Source organism: Pseudovibrio sp. Alg231-02 (genome assembly GCF_900143565.1).
GTDB lineage: Bacteria > Pseudomonadota > Alphaproteobacteria > Rhizobiales > Stappiaceae > Pseudovibrio.
The window spans coordinates 903507-924367 of record NZ_FREX01000001.1 but is presented as its reverse complement, the minus strand read 5'-3'; the positions used below and the strand labels follow the sequence as shown (position 1 = coordinate 924367).

The 20861-nt window shown below is 51.2% G+C and carries 20 protein-coding genes; 13 read left to right on the top strand and 7 right to left on the bottom strand.

Features of this window, described 5'->3' with window-relative positions; genetic code table 11:
* The first annotated feature begins 5 nt into the window (after positions 1-5).
* Both phoB and DHN43_RS04030 read left to right on the top strand, forming a co-directional pair.
* Positions 6-701, top strand: coding sequence for a phosphate regulon transcriptional regulator PhoB (gene phoB / locus DHN43_RS04035; protein WP_063287300.1), 696 nt, complete (start codon positions 6-8; stop codon positions 699-701).
* A gap of 77 nt (positions 702-778) precedes the next feature.
* Entirely contained in the window at positions 779-1243 is a 465-nt protein-coding gene (locus tag DHN43_RS04030; RefSeq protein ID WP_108817787.1) for a GNAT family N-acetyltransferase, read from the top strand.
* Between the two features lie 99 nt (positions 1244-1342).
* Here the strand turns inward: DHN43_RS04030 and DHN43_RS04025 are convergent, their stop codons facing one another.
* Entirely contained in the window at positions 1343-1903 is a 561-nt protein-coding gene (locus DHN43_RS04025) for a GcrA family cell cycle regulator (RefSeq protein ID WP_057464919.1), read from the bottom strand.
* 803 nt (positions 1904-2706) lie between these two features.
* On the opposite strand from DHN43_RS04025, the gene DHN43_RS04020 reads away from it, so the two are divergent.
* From DHN43_RS04020 to DHN43_RS04010, 3 genes are all read left to right on the top strand, one after another.
* A complete protein-coding gene (locus tag DHN43_RS04020) occupies positions 2707-3909 on the top strand; it encodes an aspartate aminotransferase family protein (protein WP_063293817.1) in 1203 nt (400 codons plus the stop codon).
* Positions 3906-4844, top strand: coding sequence for an ornithine carbamoyltransferase (gene argF, locus DHN43_RS04015; protein WP_057464921.1), 939 nt, complete (start codon positions 3906-3908; stop codon positions 4842-4844). Before DHN43_RS04020 ends, argF begins: the two co-directional genes overlap by 4 nt.
* A 66-nt stretch (positions 4845-4910) precedes the next feature.
* The gene (locus DHN43_RS04010; protein ID WP_108817786.1) at positions 4911-5897 is read left to right on the top strand and encodes an Hsp33 family molecular chaperone; all 987 of its coding nucleotides are present in this window, start codon (positions 4911-4913) and stop codon (positions 5895-5897) included.
* 209 nt (positions 5898-6106) lie between these two features.
* On the opposite strand, the gene DHN43_RS04005 is transcribed toward DHN43_RS04010, so the two are convergent.
* A complete protein-coding gene (locus DHN43_RS04005) occupies positions 6107-7456 on the bottom strand; it encodes an anti-phage deoxyguanosine triphosphatase (RefSeq protein WP_108818002.1) in 1350 nt (449 codons plus the stop codon).
* A gap of 67 nt (positions 7457-7523) precedes the next feature.
* A complete protein-coding gene (locus DHN43_RS04000) occupies positions 7524-8174 on the bottom strand; it encodes an alpha/beta family hydrolase (protein ID WP_057464923.1) in 651 nt (216 codons plus the stop codon).
* Between the two features lie 132 nt (positions 8175-8306).
* Between DHN43_RS04000 and DHN43_RS03995 the strand changes: the two genes are divergently transcribed.
* Entirely contained in the window at positions 8307-9152 is an 846-nt protein-coding gene (locus DHN43_RS03995; protein ID WP_108817785.1) for a sterol desaturase family protein, read from the top strand.
* Here the strand turns inward: DHN43_RS03995 and DHN43_RS03990 are convergent, their stop codons facing one another.
* The gene (locus DHN43_RS03990; protein ID WP_057464925.1) at positions 9153-10025 is read right to left on the bottom strand and encodes a transporter substrate-binding domain-containing protein; all 873 of its coding nucleotides are present in this window, start codon (positions 10023-10025) and stop codon (positions 9153-9155) included. It abuts the gene before it with no gap.
* Between the two features lie 139 nt (positions 10026-10164).
* Between DHN43_RS03990 and DHN43_RS03985 the strand changes: the two genes are divergently transcribed.
* Positions 10165-12300, top strand: coding sequence for a glycosyltransferase family 2 protein (locus DHN43_RS03985; RefSeq protein ID WP_208994812.1), 2136 nt, complete (start codon positions 10165-10167; stop codon positions 12298-12300).
* Between the two features lie 19 nt (positions 12301-12319).
* Here the strand turns inward: DHN43_RS03985 and DHN43_RS03980 are convergent, their stop codons facing one another.
* Positions 12320-12763 (bottom strand): DUF1810 domain-containing protein, encoded by a 444-nt coding sequence (locus DHN43_RS03980; RefSeq protein ID WP_108817783.1) that lies wholly within the window; start codon positions 12761-12763, stop codon positions 12320-12322.
* A gap of 266 nt (positions 12764-13029) precedes the next feature.
* Between DHN43_RS03980 and DHN43_RS03975 the strand changes: the two genes are divergently transcribed.
* The 4 genes from DHN43_RS03975 to apaG all read left to right on the top strand — a co-directional run bounded on the left by DHN43_RS03975 (position 13030) and on the right by apaG (position 16489).
* The gene (locus DHN43_RS03975; RefSeq protein WP_063293855.1) at positions 13030-13848 is read left to right on the top strand and encodes an ion transporter; all 819 of its coding nucleotides are present in this window, start codon (positions 13030-13032) and stop codon (positions 13846-13848) included.
* Between the two features lie 559 nt (positions 13849-14407).
* Complete coding sequence (locus tag DHN43_RS03970; RefSeq protein ID WP_063287308.1) at positions 14408-15208, top strand: ion transporter; 801 nt, start codon at positions 14408-14410, stop codon at positions 15206-15208.
* A 153-nt stretch (positions 15209-15361) separates the two neighbouring features.
* Positions 15362-15988, top strand: a complete 627-nt coding sequence (locus DHN43_RS03965) for a CDP-alcohol phosphatidyltransferase family protein (RefSeq protein ID WP_108817782.1) — start codon at positions 15362-15364, stop codon at positions 15986-15988.
* Between the two features lie 108 nt (positions 15989-16096).
* Positions 16097-16489, top strand: a complete 393-nt coding sequence (apaG, locus tag DHN43_RS03960) for a Co2+/Mg2+ efflux protein ApaG (protein WP_057465027.1) — start codon at positions 16097-16099, stop codon at positions 16487-16489.
* A 78-nt stretch (positions 16490-16567) separates the two neighbouring features.
* Here apaG and DHN43_RS03955 read toward each other — a convergent pair whose 3' ends face one another.
* Complete coding sequence (locus tag DHN43_RS03955) at positions 16568-16981, bottom strand: tellurite resistance TerB family protein (RefSeq protein WP_063310090.1); 414 nt, start codon at positions 16979-16981, stop codon at positions 16568-16570.
* A 266-nt stretch (positions 16982-17247) separates the two neighbouring features.
* On the opposite strand from DHN43_RS03955, the gene DHN43_RS03950 reads away from it, so the two are divergent.
* Positions 17248-18909 (top strand): lysine--tRNA ligase, encoded by a 1662-nt coding sequence (locus tag DHN43_RS03950; RefSeq protein WP_108817781.1) that lies wholly within the window; start codon positions 17248-17250, stop codon positions 18907-18909.
* A 34-nt stretch (positions 18910-18943) separates the two neighbouring features.
* Positions 18944-19720 (top strand): SGNH/GDSL hydrolase family protein, encoded by a 777-nt coding sequence (locus tag DHN43_RS03945; protein WP_108817780.1) that lies wholly within the window; start codon positions 18944-18946, stop codon positions 19718-19720.
* Here the strand turns inward: DHN43_RS03945 and DHN43_RS03940 are convergent.
* On the bottom strand, positions 19658-20827 hold the full coding sequence (locus DHN43_RS03940; RefSeq protein ID WP_108817779.1) for a calcium:proton antiporter: 1170 nt from the start codon (positions 20825-20827) through the stop codon (positions 19658-19660). The two genes, DHN43_RS03945 and DHN43_RS03940, sit on opposite strands and share 63 nt — an antisense overlap.
* Between the last annotated feature and the right edge of the window lie 34 nt (positions 20828-20861).

Genomic DNA, 20861 nt, shown 5'->3' with positions numbered 1-20861 from the left:
TTAATATGCCTAAGATACTGATTGTAGAAGACGAAGAACCGCTAAGCCTGCTGCTGCGCTATAACCTTGAAGCAGAGGGCTACACTGTTGACGTGTGCGCAAGAGGAGATGAGGCGGAAGTCCTGCTGCAGGAAAGCCAGCCAGACCTGCTGTTGCTGGACTGGATGCTTCCGGGCCTCTCTGGCATCGAGCTCTGCCGTCGTTTGCGGGCACGCTCAGAAACCGAGCGCATGCCGATTATCATGCTGACAGCGCGCGGTGAAGAATCCGAGCGCATCCGCGGTCTGGCAACCGGGGCTGACGATTATGTCGTCAAACCGTTCTCCGTTCCGGAACTTATGGCCCGTGTTCGTGCGATCTTCCGCCGTGCATTGCCAGAAGTTGTCTCCACAATGCTCAAGTCTGGCGACATCGAGCTTGACCGCGAAACCCACCGCGTGCGCAGAACAGGCCGCGAAATCCACCTCGGCCCCACAGAATACCGCCTGCTGGAGTTCCTCATGAGCGCACCTGGCCGCGTTTACTCCCGTGAACAGCTGCTGGATGGTGTCTGGGGCCATGATGTTTACGTAGATGAGCGCACCGTGGACGTCCACGTAGGCCGCCTGCGCAAAGCCATCAACAAAGGCCGCATGAAAGACCCGATCCGCACCGTTCGCGGCGCCGGATACGCTTTCAACGACCAGTTCGCTGTTGGGTAATTGATCTCTGCTATATACGCATTGTGAAACTGCATCTCCCTTCCAGAGGTGCAGAATAAAAACAATGCGGATAACAAATGATAATCAAGACGGTTGATCGAGCGACCGCTCATATCTACGACAATCTCTGTCAGGCCTATGAGGCAGAGTTCTCACCTCTCACACACAAACATCCAAACGCGGATGGTTTGTTTGCCAAAGACACGCTCCTTGAAGGCAACATCACCGGCTATCTGGCTTTAAATGATGACCTCCCCGCAGGGTTAGCTGCAATCAGGCAGCAAGATCATCACGACTTTGAAGTCTGCGAGTTTTACGTGGTGCCAGTGTTCCGCAGACATAAATTGGGACAGCGCTTTGCGGCTGCGTTGTTTGATCAAATGCCCGGTAACTGGCAGGTCAAGCAGATTGAAGGCGCTGATCAGGCCATTGCCTTTTGGCGTTCTGTTATCAGCACTTACACCTCAGGTCAGTTTTTGGAAGAAAACTATACGGACCCATATTGGGGTGCCGTCACCCGCCAAACCTTTAAAACACACTAGTTCTCAGGCCAGAGCGACAAGCGCCAGATCAAGACGACACGCAAACGGTAAAAAGCCGGGCTTTGGACCCGGCTCAATACGTTGCTTTTTCAGCTCAGATTAGCTTGCGCGGCGGTTGCGGCGGTCGCTGACGGGCTGATAGGCAATGCTGCGGTGATGCGCACAATAAGGTGTGCCTGCATCTGACTGGCGCCCACAGAAATAGAAGTCATCAGAACTCGGATCACCAATCGGCCACTTACAGGTGCGCTCATTCAATGTCAGGATGGAGGCGCGCTCTGAAACCGGAATAAAGAGATCGGAGGTTGGGACTGGAGAAATTTCTGGTTGGATAGCTTCAATCGGTTCAACTTTAAGGGCGTTGGCACCGGCTATCGTTGGCTGAATTTGTCGGGGACTTGGGGAAGGCGCAACAGCTGCAATCGCTTCAGCCACTGTTGGTTTGGTTGAGGTGACGACCCTTGCCGCTGGGGCAGGTGCCTTTCTCGTTTTGGTTGCACCACCTCCCGATTTGGCGCGACCTGAAAGACCAAGGCGATGAACCTTACCAATCACCGCATTACGGGTCACATTGCCAAGTTCCCCCGCGATTTGACTGGCGCTTAACCCGTCTGCCCAAAGTTTGGTTAGTAACTCTACACGTTCTGCTGTCCAGCTCATTAAAGGGCCCCGTCTTCCTTCAGTGGCGCGCAAAACAGCATTCGCTCAGTTCGGACGCATCCGAAAGTGCCGCTTACCTGAGCGTGTGTGCTTGCAGCGTTCAGTAACTACGAGATGGTGTATAACTCTTATCACACAGTACTATATGGGCGTTGATACGAGCAATAACCTCAAAGAATTGAGGTGGGGAAGACTCTGGTTTTCCCCAGAATTGCCGTACTACTACTTACCTATAACAGCCTTCTTGTGGTGGGAGAAGATTATCAATCTAAAGAATAGGAGCTGTTTGTTAAACCAAGTTCCACCGCATTCTTTCCAACACAAAGTAAGAGCTGATAGCGTTACCCCGTTGATATTTAATACATATATTTACCACTGAAAAACAACTAGTAAAAAACACTAGTAAACTACAAATTGCATAACACAAGAACTAAGCGCACTCCTCTCTCATATGCCGTAGTACACGCTAGAGGTGTATTGAATAAACCTTAAGAACCGTGGAAAAAAACTGGTCATAGAGCATGGGATTTAATCTCTACTCTATCCTCTAAAAATGCCACAATGCATGCTTCTTCCGGTAGTAGCCTGTTTAAGCTGCACCAGAGGGAGAGACACAAGGCTGGCAGCCAATTCCTGAACGGGAGTAAGGTATTGCTGGCAATACGTGTTATTGACTGCCCTGAGGGAACGCGGTTTATATGTCGCTTCTCTTAGTTTCAAAACGCCACACGGCGTTTTTTTGTTTTTGTAGCAACCAGGACTTTTGAGCATATCGAGAAAGCTCAATCCATGAGGAGTAAGAAATGACGACTTCGTCGCTAATGCAGACTTATGCACGCTCAGACCTCGCGTTCGAGCGTGGGGAAGGTGTCTGGCTGATTGCGGCTGATGGTCGACGATACATGGATTGTGCCTCGGGTATTGCTGTCTCCGGCTTGGGTCATGCACACCCAAAGCTCGTTGAGGCGCTGAAGTCTCAGGCTGAAAAGCTGTGGCACGTCACCAATCTCTATACAATTCCAGAGGGTGAGAAGCTTGCAAAGCTGCTGACAGACAACACCTTTGCTGATGTTGTGTTCTTCACCAACTCCGGGACGGAAGCAACCGAAGGGGCCATGAAGGCCGCACGGCGCTATCACTTTGCCAAGGGCAATCCGGAAAAGAACCGCATTATCACCTTTGAAAATGCGTTCCACGGCAGAACCATGGCAGCGCTCGCCGCAGGTGGCCAGCAAAAGTACCTCGAAGGCTTTGGCCCCGCGCCAGAAGGGTTCGATCAGGTGCCCGCTGGTGATCTGGACGCGGTTAAGAAGATGGTTGGACCGGAAACTGCAGCCATCATGCTGGAGCCGGTTCAGGGTGAAGGTGGTATCCGCACCATGGACCCGGCCTTCCTGAAAGGTCTGCGCCAGATCTGTGATGAGAATGACTTGTTGCTGATCTACGATGAGATCCAGACAGGCGTTGGCAGAACCGGCAAACTCTTTGCCCATGAATGGGCAGGCGTTGCACCGGATCTGATGGCGATTGCAAAAGGCATCGGCGGCGGCTTCCCAATGGGGGCGTTCCTCGCAACCAATGAAGCAGCCAGTGGCATGGTTCCGGGCGTTCACGGCACCACCTTCGGCGGCAACCCGCTGGCGATGGCTGTTGGGAATGCTGTTCTGGAAACGGTTCTGGAACCGGGTTTTCTGGAAGCTGTGCAGGAAAAAGGCTTGCAGCTGAAGCAGAAGCTGGCCTGCGCTGTTGATCAGCACAGTGATGTGTTTGAGCTGGTGCGCGGTGAAGGCCTGATGCTTGGCCTGAAGTGCAAAGTGCCGAACACGCAAGTTCTGGCACACATGCGCAACAACGGCCTGCTGCCAGTTGGTGCCGGAGACAACGTGCTCCGTATTATGCCACCAATGATCATTACCGCTGAAGAAATTGACATGCTCGTCCAAAAAATCGAAGCCGCTGCTGCGGATGTGGAAACCGAGCTGAAAACTGCCGAGACTGCCAAATGACCACTATGACAAAACCACAGCACTTTCTCGATATCAGCGATTTTTCCGGTGATGACCTTCGCCAGATTATGCAGGTCTCCAATCAGATCAAAGCCACCCGCAATGGCGTTCATCGCGGGCAGGGGCCATTGGCAGGCAAAGTGCTCGCCATGGTCTTTGAGCAGCCTTCCACCAGAACCCGCATCTCCTTTGATGTGGGCATGCGGGAACTTGGCGGCGAAACCCTGATGTTGACGGGCGCAGAGATGCAGCTTGGCCGCGGCGAGTCCATTCCAGATACCGCCCGCGTGCTGTCTCGCTTCGTGGACATGATCATGATCCGTATGCTGGACCATGATGCTGTGAGAGAACTGGCAGAGTACGCTACCGTGCCGGTCATCAACGGCCTGACCAAGGTTTCGCATCCTTGTCAGATCATGGCTGACATTATGACATTCGAAGAACACCGCGGAAGCATTAAGGGTAAAACCGTTTCCTGGGTGGGCGATAGCAACAACGTTCTTTACTCTTGGATCGAAGCGGCAGCAAAGTTTGACTTCAAAATTAACGTCGCCGCACCAAATGAACTGACAGTACCTCTTGAATGGATCGAAAAGGCCTATACATCCGGTGCTGAACTCGTCGTGACAGACGACCCGTTTGCTGCTGTGAAAAACAGTGATTGTGTTATCACCGATTGCTGGGTGTCCATGGGAGATGACGAAGCACAAACGCGTCATAACCTGCTGGCTCCCTATCAGGTCAATGAACGCCTGATGAGCGAAGCCAACGATTCATCTTTGTTTATGCACTGCCTGCCTGCGCATCGTGGGGAAGAAGTGACAAATGAGGTAATCGACGGCCCGCATTCTGTGGTATTCGACGAGGCAGAAAACCGACTCCACGCCCAAAAAGGCATTATGGCGTGGTGCATGGGTGCTTTGCCTGAAGGATAAAGCATATCGCTGAAAAGTGGTTTTCCGGTTTTCAGACAAAGATATGTGCAAGGATAAAAGAATAAGATGACAAATACACCTGCTCAACCGACCGCCGCTGGCGTTGACGCTGTTGTTCCTTTTGCTGTTGAAGCATTGGACGTTCGCGGTCGGGTTATCAATATGGGGCCGGTGCTGAACTCTATGCTGGCGCGGCACAAGTACCCTGCGCCAGTCAACAAGCTGCTGTCAGAGGCAATTGTCCTGACAGCCATGCTTGGCAGTACCCTCAAATTCGAAGGTCGCCTGACCTTGCAAGCCCAGACCGACGGTGCAGTCTCCACGCTCGTTGTTGATTTCAACGCGCCTGACGGGCTGCGTGCTATGGCGCAGTTCAGCGAAGACAAGGTCGCCGAAGTTGCAGCCAAAGATGGTTTCAAACCAGACCACCTGCTCGGCAAAGGCCATCTGGCCTTCACCATTGATCAGGGCGCACACACCAGTCGCTATCAGGGGATCGTGGTCCTGAACGGCACCACCTTGGAAGAGGCTGCTCACGAGTACTTCCAAAAGTCAGAGCAGATCCCGACATTCGTCCGCCTTGGCGTGGCTGAAGTGTTGACCAAAGCCGAAGAGGGTGGCGCTGATCACTCCTGGGCTGCTGGCGGCATCATGGTTCAGTTCCTGCCTCAGTCTCTGGATCGTCTCAAACAGGCCGACATCCATCCGGGCGATGCACCGGAAGGACATGAAGCTCATGAGATTGACGAAGATGACGCCTGGGTTGAAGCGCGCTCGCTGGTCGAGACCGTAAAAGATGATGAGCTCATCGATCCAAGCCTTACTGTCGAAGGTCTTCTGTACCGCTTGTTCCACGAACGTGGTGCATCCGTCTTCTCCCCGCAGGAGATGTCAGATAAATGCACCTGCTCTGAAGAAAAGATCACTGCCATGATGCAGAACTTTTCTGAGGCAGACAAAACCGAGATGAAAGCGGAAGGAACCGTCCACATCAAGTGCGACTTCTGCTCTAAGGATTATGAGCTGGACGCGAACAAGGTGTTCGAGGACTAAAGCGCGTTCCGCTTGGTTGGATTCAATCGAGCGACAAGAATTCGCTCAGACAAAAAGTTGTGGCAGGCAGTGTGAATGAACATGAATGCTGAATGGCACAATAGCTCAGGAAAAGCGTAAAAAACGCAAACCAACGCACAAAAAAACGCTGCCAGAAAATCACTGGCAGCGTTTTTCTTTAACTCGTTGATATTGAATGAGAACCTTGACTAAACGCGGTCGAATATCGATCCCATGCGCGGGCTGAATAACCGGTCGTAGGTTTTTAGAAGCATCATGTCGGTCATGCTGGCAACGTAATCACAGACGATCCGTGAACCGTCTTCAGTCTCAACGAAGTCAGCATAAACATCTTCCGGTAAGAACGCCTTGGGCTCGCTCATAAGCGTCTCAAAGACAGCCACCACCATAGTCTGCCCTTTGAACTCAAGATGCTGAACATTCGGCGCCTGAATAACCCGTTCAAACACAAAGCCTTTCAGCGCATCCAGTACCTTGGCATGCCCTTCTGGCAGAACAGCCTTGTACTTCAAAAGTGGTTCGCTGAAAGCCTCCTGCGCCTTGATCTGAACAGCCACAATGAAGAAGTGAACGAGCTTTCCGATGAACTGCTTTCGCCGATTAGCATTGCCGAACAGCCCGGCAATCATTTGTTCGTAGGCATTGCCAGAATATTTCTTCGGATTGCTCTCGATCAGATCATCCAAAAATGCCGCGCAAACGTCTGCAGAGATATCCTCCCGGAACTGCTCTTCCCGAACCAGCCCCAAAGCAATTGCATCTTCAAAGTCATGGACCCCATAGGCAATGTCATCAGCCAGATCCATGATGGAACAATCCCATGATTTAAAACGAGATTTCCCGTGCTTACCGTCCTTGCGCATAAAGCTGCAGAACAGTGAGCGATCCCGCTCAGAGAGTGGTGTCAACGCCCAGTCGACGATCTCTTGTTCCCCATCCATAAAACACTTGGGCGGAGCAGAGCGCTTCCGGTCAATCAGGCTCACTGTGGAGGTGTTGGGGTTAAGCCGCGGGGATAACTCAGGATTATGGACCTTTGAGAACGCCACCGGATACTTCATCATGCCAAGCAATGCCCGCCGCGTCAGATCAGCCCCATGCTTCTCCGACATCTTCTCCAGCTTTGAAACAATGCGCAGGGTCTGGCCATTGCCTTCATAGCCACCAGCCTCGCGCATGCAGTAATTCAGTGCCACTTCACCCCCATGCCCAAAAGGTGGATGTCCGATGTCATGGCAATAACTGATTGTTTTTACGAGGCTTTCCTCAGGAATGTAGTCGTAAGCCGGATGATCCTTGAAGAACGCCCGGAACTGCCGGGTAATGCCCGAGGCGATCTGTGCCACTTCCAGCGTATGTGTCAGGCGCGTGCGATAAAAGTCGCTATCACCCAGATTGAGGATCTGGGTTTTCCCCTGCAGGCGGCGAAAGGCATGAGAATGAACGATGCGGGCATAATCCACGTCATAGGGTGTCCGCGCATCATCCGACTTGGGAACCCAACCGCTTTGACGCGCCGTCCAAACAGCATCACTCACTTCAACCACTCCGCAATAAATCGAGCAAAAAAAAGCCCCGCACAACAAGGTGAAGGGCAAAATACTATCAGGAAATCAGTGACTTAAAGAACTCTGCGGTCTCTCTGGCAGATTGTTCAATATTGCCTTTCCAGGTCGCGGGAGAAGCACCGCGCGGGGCAAGGTCGTGGTTTCCATCCTCCAACCAGAAAAGCCGAACAAACTCAGGTAAATCAACAGCTTCCACCTCAGCCTGGTGCCCCATCTGATCCCGGTCACCCTGCGCTATCAAGATAGGACGAGTCGATTTCTGCAACGGCTCAAGCCGCCAGTCCGCCAGCTCTTTCTTCGCTTCTGTATGGAACGGATACCCAAGGCACACAACGCCCGCAATACGCTTCGGCAGGCTCTCTCCACCAGCCAGCATAGCTGCAACGCGCCCACCCATGGACTTGCCCCCAATCAGGACAGGGCCTTGAGTTTGTTCAAGAATATCCTGCATAGCGCTCTGAAATTCGCCTATGAGTTTGTCCGCCCGCGGAGGAGGAGCCTTCTTGCCTGTCTCTCGGCGCCTCGCCATGTAAGCAAACTCAAACCGTGCAACAGCAATGCCATTCGCAGCCGCAGCTTCCGCAAACCGGTTCATAAAATTGGCATCCATCGGCGCACCCGCACCATGAGCCAACACAAGAGTGCCATGGCACTCACCTTCAGGACGTGTCCATAAAATCTCAGTCATGAAGCTATTTTAGCGCCTCTTTCACGACAAAAGTGACAGGAAATTTACTTGTCCCCGTCTTCAATAAGACCCATATTCAAATTATCTAATATAAATGCGTAGGAAATACGCGCTAATCGAACGGAATTCATCATGGAAGAAGGCGTCATTCGCCTGGGAATATTTGCGGGCGCATTCTTAGTGTTCGCATTCTTGGAAATCTTCATTCCAAGGCGTTCAGAGAGCCAGGAGCGGCCACGACGATGGTCAACCAACCTTCTCCTGTCGATAATCAACACTCTGATGCTACGGTTCGCTTTGCCTTTTGCAGCAGTATCAACGGCTTACTGGGCACACGTGGAGGGGTTTGGTCTCGCGCACTGGCTGGCAGTTGACCCAGTTATAGCGGGCGTAATCGCGTTTTTTGCGCTCGATTTTGCGGTCTGGGCCATGCATGTCGCGAGCCATAAAGTCCCGTTTCTATGGCATTTGCATAAGGTTCATCACACAGATCCACGCTTTGATGTCACAACGGCTCTTCGCTTCCATCCGCTGGAAATTGCAGTCTCCATGCTCTGGAAAGTGATCGTCGTCGCACTCCTCGGCGCACCTGTTCTCTCTGTGGTGATTTTTGAAGTTGTCCTCAACGCAGCCGCCATGTTCAACCACGCCAACATCAAACTCTCTGACAAAGCAGATCGCATCTTGCGCTGGATGATCGTGACACCTGACATGCACCGCATCCACCATTCCACCCGACCCATCGAAACCGATAGTAACTACGGCTTCAACTTCCCTTGGTGGGATCGTTTGTTCTCCACTTATGTGAATGATCCTAAGGGCGGTCAGGAGAATATCACCTTCGGTCTGAGTGAATTTCAGGGCAAAGAACCTCGCCAGTTAGGCTGGTCATTACTGTTGCCCTTCAAAGCCTTAGCGCATGTGCAAGGCTGGCTTTCCAGTCGTGTCAATAAAGATGGCACGCCGAAACAAGGATGATCAGAAGAAGCCACGCGGGAAATATCTGAGATAGAGTTCCCCGAGACGACCGTTGGATTGAAGGCGGGTAAGACCAAGATTGATCGCATTCAACATCTTGGTATTGCCTGCCTTTGTTGCAATCGCCAATCCACCGCTAAAGTAGCTCGGGTCCAGCCACGGCCCTCCTGCAAACTTGCAGCATCCGTCGGCAGTCCGCGTATCCAACCAGAATGACAGCCTCATCCCATCGCCAAACAGAGCGTCCACATTTGACCTGGACAAAGCATTGCGGGCAAGCTCTTCATTTTCAAATGGGACTGCAACTGCGTCTGTAAAGAACCGCTCCAAAAATGCCTCATGGCGCGAGCCTTCCACAACTGCAATGCGCTTTCCACCCAGTGTTTCTGGCAGAGGTTCCAGTGTGCTGTTCCTGCCCACGACAAAGCGCCCCGGAAATCGCATGTAGATCTGAGAAAACGACAGTTTCTCAAGGGTTTCTGGTGTCATGCTCACTCCGGCAATGACAGCGTCTGCTTCGCCATTAAACACAGTATTGGCCAAGTGGTTAAACGGAATGATCTTGAGACTGCAGGCAGCCTTGAGGCTCTGACAGATCTCGCGGGCAAGATCCACATTGTAACCCATCAAACGCTCTTCACTATCTCGAAAAATGAAGGGTGGAAAGTTATCTGCAGCAATGAAACGGATCCGCTCCGGCGCCTTGCCGGTTGTCGCTAGACCAGACTGTCCGCCAGAAAATAAAGGGATAACTACCGATGACGGGTCTGATCGGGACTTTACTCCAATTTCCGAGCCACTGTTTCCCCCTCCCAACAATGGAGAGCTCTGGGAAACCTCCCAGCTATCCGAGCCATTTGCATTCTGTGCCATAGCATTTGACGCCGCGAAAATGAGCGGCTGGGCACTACATAAAATCAGCAATATGAAGAATACGGGGAAACGCAAAAGTTATCCAATCCAGTTTGCAACAGAGCGTAAGCCTAACGGGAAGTTCTCAAGGAGATACTAAGTGAATGTCTGCGTAAGGGGAAGACCTGTAACCGAAGATGAGCCTCCTAGATTAACAGGGAGAGATCAGGAATATAGCGAGATATCAGCAGCTAACGGGCTGCCATTTTCTGTGCGTCAGGCGAACACTCTACGCTCTTTAGCTCTATCGATTGGCCGCATTGAAAGCGCACGTTCTGTTGAAGCGGGACAAGCTCTGCGAAGCCGTATGACAGCGATTACCCCCCTTGAGCAGTCCGCCGATGATCCTTCTCCTTATGAAAGAGCTGGGCCTCTTATCAAGAGTGTCTCCAGATCTTCACTCAAAGAACGATATGTTCCTGAATTTGTACGCTTGAAGAACGCGCTGGAACGCGACGTGCTGTTGCAATGCAATTGCTCTGATGCCTTGATTGATTTCGCAAAGTCGAGGATCTCGAAGGAAGACAAGTGCATCAGTAATTACCTGATTGAACAAGGATTTCTGGATGCCTCAGTGTTCTACTGGGGAATTTCCGGCAAAATGAACATTCGCTATGCGTCTGATGGCAGCCTGTCAGCAATCGCTCCAATCGATGAGAAGCTAAAGCCATTTGAAACTGAAGGAATTTTGTTCGTACCGGCACTGGACCTCAATCAAAAGGTCGTCTTCGCAGCAGCCCCACTTGGCCACCAGCTTGAGGCTTTTGAGCGGGCTCTTGGTTATTTCGATGAAGCCACGAGCAAGATTGTGGTGGTGACACCGCAATACCAAAAGGCATTGACGGTAACGACTGCCAGCTCCAACGCCTTGGCACAAGACGATGTTTCGATGTCGGCAGTGTATCGCTTTTTGCCTTCGCAACGAAAGCTGCTGACAGTCACCCCAATCATCTTCCTCGGTGCAGCCGGCTTCGCGTTTGATGCATTTTTATGGGGCCTTTTTATCCTGCTGACCTTGTCACTCGGTGTCACAGGGTTGCTTCGCCTTGCGTCATTTTTCACTTATTCTGACCGGCAAGAGTTTACGGTCCCAAAGCTGGATAAATGGCCGCACTACACCGTCCTTGTCCCTCTTTACAAGGAGGCAGCAATCTGTCGCCAACTGGTCGATGGGTTAGATGCGTTGGATTACCCGAAAGACGCGCTCGATGTGATCTTTCTGGTTGAGCAGGACGATGAGCTGACACAGAAAAATCTCCGCAAACTGCTGAAAAAATCAATGCGGATGATCATCCTGCCTCCCGGAAAACCCCAGACCAAACCCCGTGCGCTGTCCGTTGGTCTTGCCGCGACGAAAGGTGAGTTTGTGACGGTATTTGACGCCGAGGACAGGCCTGAGCCACAACAACTAAAAAAGGCCATCTGCCAGTTCGCTCTTGAGGGCCATGATGTCGCTTGCTTACAGGCCGCATTGTCCATTGATCATGCCGAAGAAAGCTGGTTGGTCCGCCAGTTTGCCTTTGAATACGCTGCACTTTTCGATGTCTTCCTGCCATTCTTGTCCCGCAAAAACCTTTTGCTGCCTTTAGGCGGGACCTCCAACCACTTCCGTGTCAGTGCATTGCGGAAGGTTGGTGGCTGGGATCCGTTTAATGTGACTGAAGATGCTGATCTGGCAGTCAGGTTTGCGCGGCAGGGATTTAAGACCCGCACGCTAAACAGTTCCACCTTTGAGGAAGCACCGCTTACGCTCACAGCATGGCTCCATCAACGCACACGCTGGCATAAAGGTTGGATACAAACGCTCGCTGTGCATCTGCGCAATCCAATGTTGACCTACAAGCAACTCGGCGTGACAAACTTTGCTTTACTGCTCCTGACGTTCTTTGGCGGCATGCTGTGCCTTTGGGCAGCTCCCTTGACTGCGCTCATGTTTGGAAAGCTTAGTTTGAACTTTTACAACACCGGACTGCAGGCATTTGATGCCTTCAGTATCTATGCCATGTTTTGTTTTCTCTTTGGTCTCGGTGGCACTGTTGTCACGGTCCTACAAGGTAGTGCAAAGCGTGGCTTTCGGGCACGCACCTGGGAGATTGCAAGCATTCCATTCTATTGGGTTCTTGGTTGCATTGCCTCTTACAAAGCTCTCATTGAGTTTGCCATAAAACCGCATTACTGGCGAAAAACGGAGCATGGCATTGTGCGTCATCGGGGAGAAAGAAAGAGCGCCCAATAGTGATAGGAACGCAGAGAAACTAAGCGTTCCAAGGCAACCCGAGAGCGTCCATCGTGAGGTTGCACGGCTGCCCGTTATAGAACTGATCGAGTAATTGATGAAACACTGTTGGATCATCAGCAACATATGCAAAAAGGGTTGCACAGCTGCGCACCTTCAAGCGGTCTATTTCGCCAAGGATTTGCTTGGAAGTGAGATCGGTATGCTTGAGAAGCAACCCGCAGCAGCCACGTAATCGTGCGGCCAGCAGAGGATAAGCAAGATATCGCTGAGCTTCTTCAAGATCGGTAATGCCAAAGAAGTGTGCGGTTGAAGAACTGCCCAGTTCACGTAATTGAGGAAAGATAAACCAGATCCAATGTGAGGTCTTCCGGCCTTGTGAGAGCTCCTGCACCACTTCTGAGAAAACCGGGTCCTGCGCAATTACAAACCGGGTTATGTCATCCTTGGTCGTTTTTATCATTTGATACTCGCTCTCAGGTCACCATCATTGCAGTTATCTTCCGCCAATCAGCCTTTCATATTGGTTCTCCAAGTAGTACGACAGAAACAAAAATGCTTACTCGAACTTCAGAGTTGTCTAAGAGTGAAGTATATTTTTAGACCCAAGCATAATGAACTGTTCTCTTTCCTGATGTTTTTCTGAGTTCGTTATTGAAGAAACATAAAAACAACTGGTTTCAGAGTTTAAATCGTCATTCCCTAACGTAATGTCTGGACATGTGGACGATGCGAAAAAAACTTCGTGCGATCATTGAAAGTAAGGCTTGGGAATACACGATCATATCTATCATCGCCCTGAATGCGATAACTTTAGGGGTTGAAACCAGCCAGACTGTTCAACAACATTACGGCCCAATACTCCGCACATTGGACGATATCGTAGTCGGCATATACGTGATTGAGATTTCTCTTCGCGTGTTTGCATATGGCTTCCGCTTTTTCCGAGGAGCCTGGAATCTCTTCGACTTCTTTATCGTAAGCATTGCGCTTATTCCGGCCACGGGTCCGGCAGCGATACTGCGGTCACTGAGAATCCTTCGTGTTCTGCGGCTCATCTCGGTCGTCCCATCGCTGAGGCGCGTGATCGGAGGGCTGGTCTTGGCATTGCCAGGGATGGGCTCAATCATGTTGCTTCTCTCTCTGGTCTACTATGTGTTCTCTGTCATGGCGACGCAGCTCTACGGCGAGACCTTCCCGGAATGGTTTGGAACGATCGGCGCTTCCGCTTATTCTCTGTTCCAGATTATGACGCTGGAGGGGTGGAGTGATGCAATCGTCCGCCCAGTCATGGATGTCTATCCGAATGCCTGGTTGTTCTTCATACCGTTCATTCTGACCACTGCATTAACAGTCCTGAACTTGTTCATCGGCGTCATTGTTGCAGCAATGGAGGAAGAGCATGAGAGGGATGTGGAAGAGCATCACCATTATGTGCGAATGGAAGCAAATGCGATTATGAAAGAGCTCAGGACTTTGCGGCAAGATGTTGCGAAGCTGAGACGCAATCGTAAGGCCCCTCATAAGAAAACAGCAGAGTTGACCTAGTGCGGACTCCCAGATCGTAGACGACGGTCTTTGTGCAACATGGAGGCACCTCAGCGCACCAACACCAGCACTTGGTGCGCAGTCCTTCAGAAGGCGTCTCTGCCGCTTCTCAAAATAGCCTAGGTTGTATCTGCCAGTAGGCATACAGAGTTTTATGAGTTGCAGAGAGTGCTCTAAACAAGATCATCCATGTACCAAAGCGGCATGAGGAGAGGGAGAAGCTGCAATTGCAATGGTCAAGCCAGGGTCATTTGACGGGTGTCAACCTCAGCCTTTTAACTCTTCAGATCGTACATTCAGGAGGTTTTGGCTCTGGTGTTGAGCAATACCCGCAATTTCTACAAAATTTATGCAATTTTTTGTTAGTTCTTGTGGAAATGATCAAGCCCATGAAAACTATAAGTTAATTTTGGTAGTGTTGTTTTGATTTTACTACCTGAAGTTCTTGGCGATTTCTTCATCTATACCAGTCAATATTTTGCTGGCCCCTTTCAACTTGAAACCATCAGATAATTACTTAGGGTGGGCCCAAATTCGAAATGTGAGGTCAAGTGTCGAAATGCGGGCGAAGTTGCGATCCATCATTGAAAGCCGCCAATGGGAATTCACAATCATAAGTATAATCGCGTTGAACGCTGTTGTCCTTGGCTTGGATACAAGCCAGATGCTTATTGCCAAGTACGGCCCCATACTGCGCTTTCTTGATGAGTTGATCCTTGTAATTTTTGTTGTTGAACTGACACTGCGTATCATCGCGTTTGGTCCGGGTTTCTTTAAGGGGCCATGGAACCTCTTCGATTTCTTCATCATCACGATTGCAGTCATCCCGGCAACTGGCCCGGCGACCATTCTGCGTTCGCTCAGGATCCTGAGGATTTTGAGGCTTATTTCGGTTGTCCCGTCTCTGCGAAGTGTCATTGGTGGGTTGATCCTAGCACTTCCGGGCATGGGCTCAATCGTCCTGCTCATGGCTCTTGTCTTTTATGTCTTCTCCGTAATGGCCACGCGCTTGTACGGCTTGGTGTTTCCCGAATGGTTCGGCTCAATCGGAGCATCGGCCTACTCGCTGTTCCAGATCATGACACTGGAAAGCTGGAGTATGGGGATCGTTCGGCCAGTTATGGAGGTCTTTCCCAATGCATGGCTGTTCTTCATTCCCTTCATATTGTGCACCGCCTTCACCGTTTTGAACCTGTTTATCGGTATAATCGTTGCAGCAATGCAGCAGGAGCACGATAAGGATATTGAGCAAGATCGTATCAACGTGCATGAAGAGACAAAGGTTGTCTTGAGTGAACTCAAAGACCTGAAACTTGATCTGATGGTTGAGTTGGAAAAATTGCGGAAAAACCGCGAGTAAGATTACCCGTCGGCAGAACTACTTACGCTGAAGATCATGATCAAGTTCTGATGAAGTAATCTTGATCACCGCGCGTGTGGATTGCGAGCGGGCTGTTATAGGCACCTTGGAAAAAAAGCCCTAAGACGAAAAGCATATCTGATAGGATACGATATGTTTGATGCAAAACTCCGCGGCTATATAGACCCACTTCTCAATAGAATGGGAAAAGCGCTGGCAGATCTGGGGATTACTGCAAATGCAGTGACCTTGGTCGGGCTTGGGTTTGGCCTTGCGGCGGGGGCGGCGGTGGCCGCTGGGCAATTTAATACAGCTCTGCTGTTTATCTTGCTCAATCGCTTTGCAGACGGGTTGGATGGTGCCATTGCCAGAGCGGCGGGGTCCACACATCTCGGCGGGTTTTACGACATCACATTCGACTTCATCTTCTACGGTGCAATCCCACTGGCCTTTGCCTTTGTCGCGCCTGAGCAGAACGCTTTGGCTGCGGCAGCCCTGCTTTTCAGCTTTTACATTAACGGTTCCACATTCCTTGCATTTGCAACGCTGGCACAGAAGTTGGGCATGCAAACCTCATTGCGAGGCAAAAAGTCCTTCTATTATCTGGGAGGGCTCGCTGAAGGCTTTGAAACCATTGGTGTCTTCGTCGCATTTTGCTTGTTCCCCACTTACTTCTCATGGGTTGCGTGGACTTTTGCTGCGATCTGCACACTTTCGGCCATTTCTCGCGTTTTTATGGTTCGACATATGGTTTTGAACCACCCAGATCCTTCGGTGTGAGATCGCTGCTCTTGCGAAGATCGGGGTGAAAAGGCTAGACTTATTAAAAATAGGATGCGTACTGCTGTTGTATTTGCAGTGGAATTTTCCTTAGAAATGGGTTGTGCTATGTATCGTGCCGTTACCCGAAATATACAGATCACTGTCGAACCGTATTATCTTGCTGAGGAGTCCACTCCCGAAGATGAGCAGTTCTTCTGGGCCTATACGGTCTCAATTGAGAACCTGAGTTCTGATACCATCCAACTGCGCTCTCGCCACTGGCATATTATCGACGCCAACGGCAACACGCAGGAAGTCAACGGTGCAGGTGTGGTTGGTGAGGAGCCAGTCATCGAACCCGGTGGGTCGTTTCAGTACACGTCGGGCTGTCCACTCAATACCCCTTCAGGCATCATGACGGGCAACTACCGCATGCAAACTGAAAAGGGGGAGTCCTTCGCGGTGAAGATACCAGCCTTCTCGCTGGATCTGCCGGATATGGTCAAGACTGTGCATTAACAGCTGCAGACAATGTCTTGCAGCGCAAAGAGCAGGATTGCGGGCAGTCGCGCTGCCCGCCAATCAGATTGAACTAAATTATTGCGTGCGGAAGCGGGCCTGTGCGCCGCGCTCAATCGCTGCAATCGTCAGCTTGTCCAGCTTCAGGTGGTCGCGCAGCAACTGCAACATACGCACTTCTTCAGGGCTAACTCGCAGATCAGCCGCGGCAATTTCAACACCAAGAGCATAAGCCGTGTCATGCAATTTGGTTGGCAAAGACTCTGCCACAAGTGCCAGTGTTGTGTTCATGCCGTTTTCGCCAGAAAGACGCTCAGCGCACTGCTGGGTAATCTTGATCAGGTTATTGTCGTCAAAATCTTTGAAGACAGGGAGAATGCCCACAATATCGCCAAGCTGGCGAAGCTCAGCATCGCTCATTGCGCTATCTGCGGCGGAAACCATCACCATCACATGAATGAGGGCTTCTTCTACGCTCAGTAATCTATCTATTGTACCCATATCTCCCCAAAGCGAAAAGCTTTGCCTCTTGGTTTGCTTTAGTTTTTCGCTCTGCCAAATGATCTGGCGGCGGTTAATGATTGCAAAGGTAAGGGGGCTTCCGGCCTCATACAAGGGGGTAGAGCCGAAAACCCGAGAACTGTCATTGACGCGGGCGCTAGTTTTACATAAGTTCGCGCAGCTTTCCGGCATTAAATCCTGCTGAGGAAAGCGAAACTCAGTTACAATTTAATCTCCAAATACGGATCTCAAAATCCATGTCTATGAACAGTTTGCCTCAACTCGATCTCAGCCCAGAACTTATCGAGGCGGCACAGGTATCTAAAGCCTGGCCGTTTGAAGAAGCACGCAAACTGGTCAAACGGTTGGAGAAGAAACCCAAGACCGGGCCGGTCTTGTTCGAGACCGGCTATGGTCCATCTGGTCTGCCTCACATGGGCACCTTTGGCGAAGTTGCACGCACTACCATGGTGCGCACCGCTTTTCGTGTGCTGACAGAAGACAAGATCCCGACCAAGCTGATCTGCTTTTCAGATGATATGGACGGCTTCCGCAAAGTGCCAACCAACGTGCCAAATCAGGAGATGATGGCGTCATTTCTTGGCAAGCCACTGACCAGCGTGCCGGATCCATTTTCCAACGAATACCCAAGTTTTGCAGCAGCCAACAACGCAAAGCTCATGGCGTTTCTGGATAAGTTCGGCTTCGAGTACGACTTTGTCTCCTCTACCGACTACTACAAGTCTGGTGTGTTTGATAAAGCGCTCCTGCGCATGCTGGAAGTCTACGATAAGATCATGGCGATCATTCTTCCAACTCTGGGTGAAGAGCGTCAGGCCACATATTCTCCGTTTCTTCCAGTCTGCCCGCGTACAGGTATCGTGCTGCAGGTGCCAATGGTCGACCGCAATGTCGAAAAAGGTACTGTGACTTACATTGACCCTGAGACTGAAGAGCGTATTGAAGTGCCAGTGACAGGCGGCAACGTCAAATGTCAGTGGAAAGCTGACTGGGCGCTGCGTTGGTACGCGCTGGGCATCGACTATGAAATGGCTGGTAAGGATCTGATCGACAGCGTGAATCTGTCTGGCAAGATCTGTAAAGCTCTGGGCGGTCCTGCTCCGGAAGGTTTCAACTACGAGCTCTTCCTGGACGACAAAGGCCAGAAAATCTCCAAGTCCAAAGGCAACGGCCTGACCATGGAAGAGTGGCTCCAGTACGCCAATCAGGAAAGCCTGTCCCTGTTCAACTTCCAGAAGCCGAAAACTGCGAAGAAGCTGTATTTTGACGTCATCCCGAAAGCGGTTGATGAGTACTGCACCTTCCTGTCCAAGTTCGACAACATGGATGCAGCGCAGAAGCTGATGAACCCGGTCTGGCACATTCACTACGGCACTCCGCCAAAAGAAGAGATGCCGATCTCCTTCGCAATGCTGCTCAACCTGGTGTCTGCATCTAACGCAGAGAACAAGGACGTGCTGTGGGCGTTCATCTCCCGCTACGCACCGGGCTCTTCTGCTGCAACACATAAGATGTTGGATGAGTTGGTTGGCTACGCCATCCGCTACTACGACGACTTCGTGAAACCAACGAAGAAGTTCAAAGCAGCTGATGAAGTTGAGACAGAAATGCTCACCAAGCTGGATGAAGTGCTCGCTGGCCTGCCAGCAGAGACTGACGGCGGCGATATCCAAAACGCAATTTACGACATTGGTCGTAATATTGAGCGTTACCAGAACACCGCAAAGCCGGGTCCAGATGGACGCCCTGGTGTCGCACAGACTTTTTTCTCTGCGATTTATCAAGTACTTCTGGGGCAAGAGAAAGGTCCACGCTTTGGTTCCTTTATCGCCCTCTACGGTATTCCGGAAACTCGTAGTTTGATTGCAAAAGCACTTGCAGGAGAGCTTGCAGCGTGATGAATTAGCCCCCTCAAACGAGGGGGCTTTTTTAATGTCTTTTCCTAGCTGGCTAACTTGGGCGCTTTTACCCGTCTACATTTTCGAAGGCTTACGTGCCCGTGCTAATTCCTTAAGGCTGTCACCAGCACCAGGACCGCAATTTGGTGCGGTTCCCGGTCAGGGCCAGTTGATCAACCTGCTTGTTGTTGGTGATTCTTCCGTTGCCGGAGTGGGGCTGGACCACACGACAAATGGCTTGACCTGCAAGATGGCTCACAAAATGGCAGAGGTATCCGGACGACCTGTTAAATGGCGGGCTGCTGGCAACAACTCTGCAACTTCCAGCCAAATCCGTGATGTGGTCGTCCCAAATCTGCCGCACGCCGATTACACACACATTTACATCAGTATCGGTTTTAATGACCTGAAGAACTTCCGTTCTGGCAAAGCCTGGAAGAAAGGGTTCGGCGAGCTGATTTATGCATTGCGTAGCAAGTACCCTCATGCCCGGATTTACTGGTCCAACCTCATGTCACCAATGAACGTGCCCGCGCTCTCGTGGGGACTAGGCGCTGTTCTGGAACCTCGCAGACAGATGATCAATCGTGTCGGTACACAGCTGTGCCATGAGCGCGGTGCCATTGCTATCTCCGTTACACCGGGGATCACGGCTGAGGGCTTCTGCGAGGATGGAATCCACGCAGCGCCGATTGGTAATCAGCACTGGGTGGATCATGTGATCAACGAGTTGGTCGAGCGTGATCTGCTAGGGCTGGAAGATCAGAATGAAGTAAAAGATAAACAACACCAGATGGACAGCGCCCTGTAGGGCGTTCGTTCGGCTGCCGGTAAACGTGATCATACTCAAAATGAGTGTCAGGAGGAGCAGGATCATGTCCGTATCTTTCACACCCAGCACAATGTGAATGTCAAAGATCCCGGCTGCGATCAGGACAGCCGGGACTGTCAAACCGATGGTCGCCAGAGCTGATCCAAGACAGATGTTCACGGAGCGTTGTAACCTGTTTGAAAGTGCCGCACGGAAGCTGCCCAAGCCTTCAGGAGTAAGAACCAGAAGCGCAACGAGAACACCACCAAACGCAGCAGGCATATGAAAGCTGGCAATGCCAAAGTCCACCAGCACCGCGAACTTTTTGGAAAGCAGAACAATCGGCAGCATGGTCAGGATTAGGAAGATCGCGTGATAGCTGGTTGAATAGATCTCCAGATCATGATGATCATCATCATCGTGAGCATGCTTATCGTCTTCAACTTCATCCTTCGCCATCAGGAAGGACAGAGCCACACCAGAGTGTGGTTTAGGCTGAATGAAGAAAGACTTATGCCGGATGCTCTGAGTGGCAAGGAAGATCGCATAGAGCAGGCTGATCATCACCGCAAATGAGATCTGCTGTCCCGTCGAAAGGGAAGGGTCAGCTGTTGAGGTCGTATAGCGGGGAAGGATCAGAGAAAAAGTAGCGAGCGGAATAAGGACTGAAAGGAAAGAGCGGGCGCCCTGTGTGTTGAAAGGCTGTTCCCCGTACTTGAGCCCTCCCAGAAGCAGACTGATACCCACCATGCCATTCAGCACGATATTGAGCACCGCCAGCATCGTATCCCGGGCCAGAGGCTCATTCGTCCCACCTGTAAGCATAATGGAAACGATCAGGGAGACCTCAATGCCGATCACCGAGAGCGTCAGGATCAACGTTCCATAGGGCTCACCAAGAATGACGGCCAGACAGTCTGCATGGCGCACCACGCCAAAGGCGCACCACAGCATGACACCGAAAAGCCAGATGAAACAGAACATCTGCACAAAGAGACCGGAGGTGGGCAATAAGAGATCCGCCCCAGCCAGAAAGAAGAAGGCTGTGGTTGCTGCACCTGCAAGAAAGCAGGCCTCTCGTTTAAGTGTATTCCAAAACCCTGACATTATGTTTTTATTCTCCAAGGCCCTGTAAAAAATG

Bases quoted from the DNA above. Each gene is read 5' to 3' on its own strand.
- phoB (WP_063287300.1), top strand. From the start codon at position 6: ATGCCTAAGATACTGATTGTAGAAGACGAAGAACCGCTAAGCCTGCTG.
- DHN43_RS04030 (WP_108817787.1), top strand. From the start codon at position 779: ATGATAATCAAGACGGTTGATCGAGCGACCGCTCATATCTACGACAAT.
- DHN43_RS04025 (WP_057464919.1), bottom strand. From the start codon at position 1,903: ATGAGCTGGACAGCAGAACGTGTAGAGTTACTAACCAAACTTTGGGCA.
- DHN43_RS04020 (WP_063293817.1), top strand. From the start codon at position 2,707: ATGACGACTTCGTCGCTAATGCAGACTTATGCACGCTCAGACCTCGCG.
- argF (WP_057464921.1), top strand. From the start codon at position 3,906: ATGACCACTATGACAAAACCACAGCACTTTCTCGATATCAGCGATTTT.
- DHN43_RS04010 (WP_108817786.1), top strand. From the start codon at position 4,911: ATGACAAATACACCTGCTCAACCGACCGCCGCTGGCGTTGACGCTGTT.
- DHN43_RS04000 (WP_057464923.1), bottom strand. From the start codon at position 8,174: ATGACTGAGATTTTATGGACACGTCCTGAAGGTGAGTGCCATGGCACT.
- DHN43_RS03995 (WP_108817785.1), top strand. From the start codon at position 8,307: ATGGAAGAAGGCGTCATTCGCCTGGGAATATTTGCGGGCGCATTCTTA.
- DHN43_RS03990 (WP_057464925.1), bottom strand. From the start codon at position 10,025: ATGGCACAGAATGCAAATGGCTCGGATAGCTGGGAGGTTTCCCAGAGC.
- DHN43_RS03980 (WP_108817783.1), bottom strand. From the start codon at position 12,763: ATGATAAAAACGACCAAGGATGACATAACCCGGTTTGTAATTGCGCAG.
- DHN43_RS03975 (WP_063293855.1), top strand. From the start codon at position 13,030: ATGCGAAAAAAACTTCGTGCGATCATTGAAAGTAAGGCTTGGGAATAC.
- DHN43_RS03970 (WP_063287308.1), top strand. From the start codon at position 14,408: ATGCGGGCGAAGTTGCGATCCATCATTGAAAGCCGCCAATGGGAATTC.
- DHN43_RS03965 (WP_108817782.1), top strand. From the start codon at position 15,362: ATGTTTGATGCAAAACTCCGCGGCTATATAGACCCACTTCTCAATAGA.
- apaG (WP_057465027.1), top strand. From the start codon at position 16,097: ATGTATCGTGCCGTTACCCGAAATATACAGATCACTGTCGAACCGTAT.
- DHN43_RS03950 (WP_108817781.1), top strand. From the start codon at position 17,248: ATGTCTATGAACAGTTTGCCTCAACTCGATCTCAGCCCAGAACTTATC.
- DHN43_RS03945 (WP_108817780.1), top strand. From the start codon at position 18,944: ATGTCTTTTCCTAGCTGGCTAACTTGGGCGCTTTTACCCGTCTACATT.
- DHN43_RS03940 (WP_108817779.1), bottom strand. From the start codon at position 20,827: ATGTCAGGGTTTTGGAATACACTTAAACGAGAGGCCTGCTTTCTTGCA.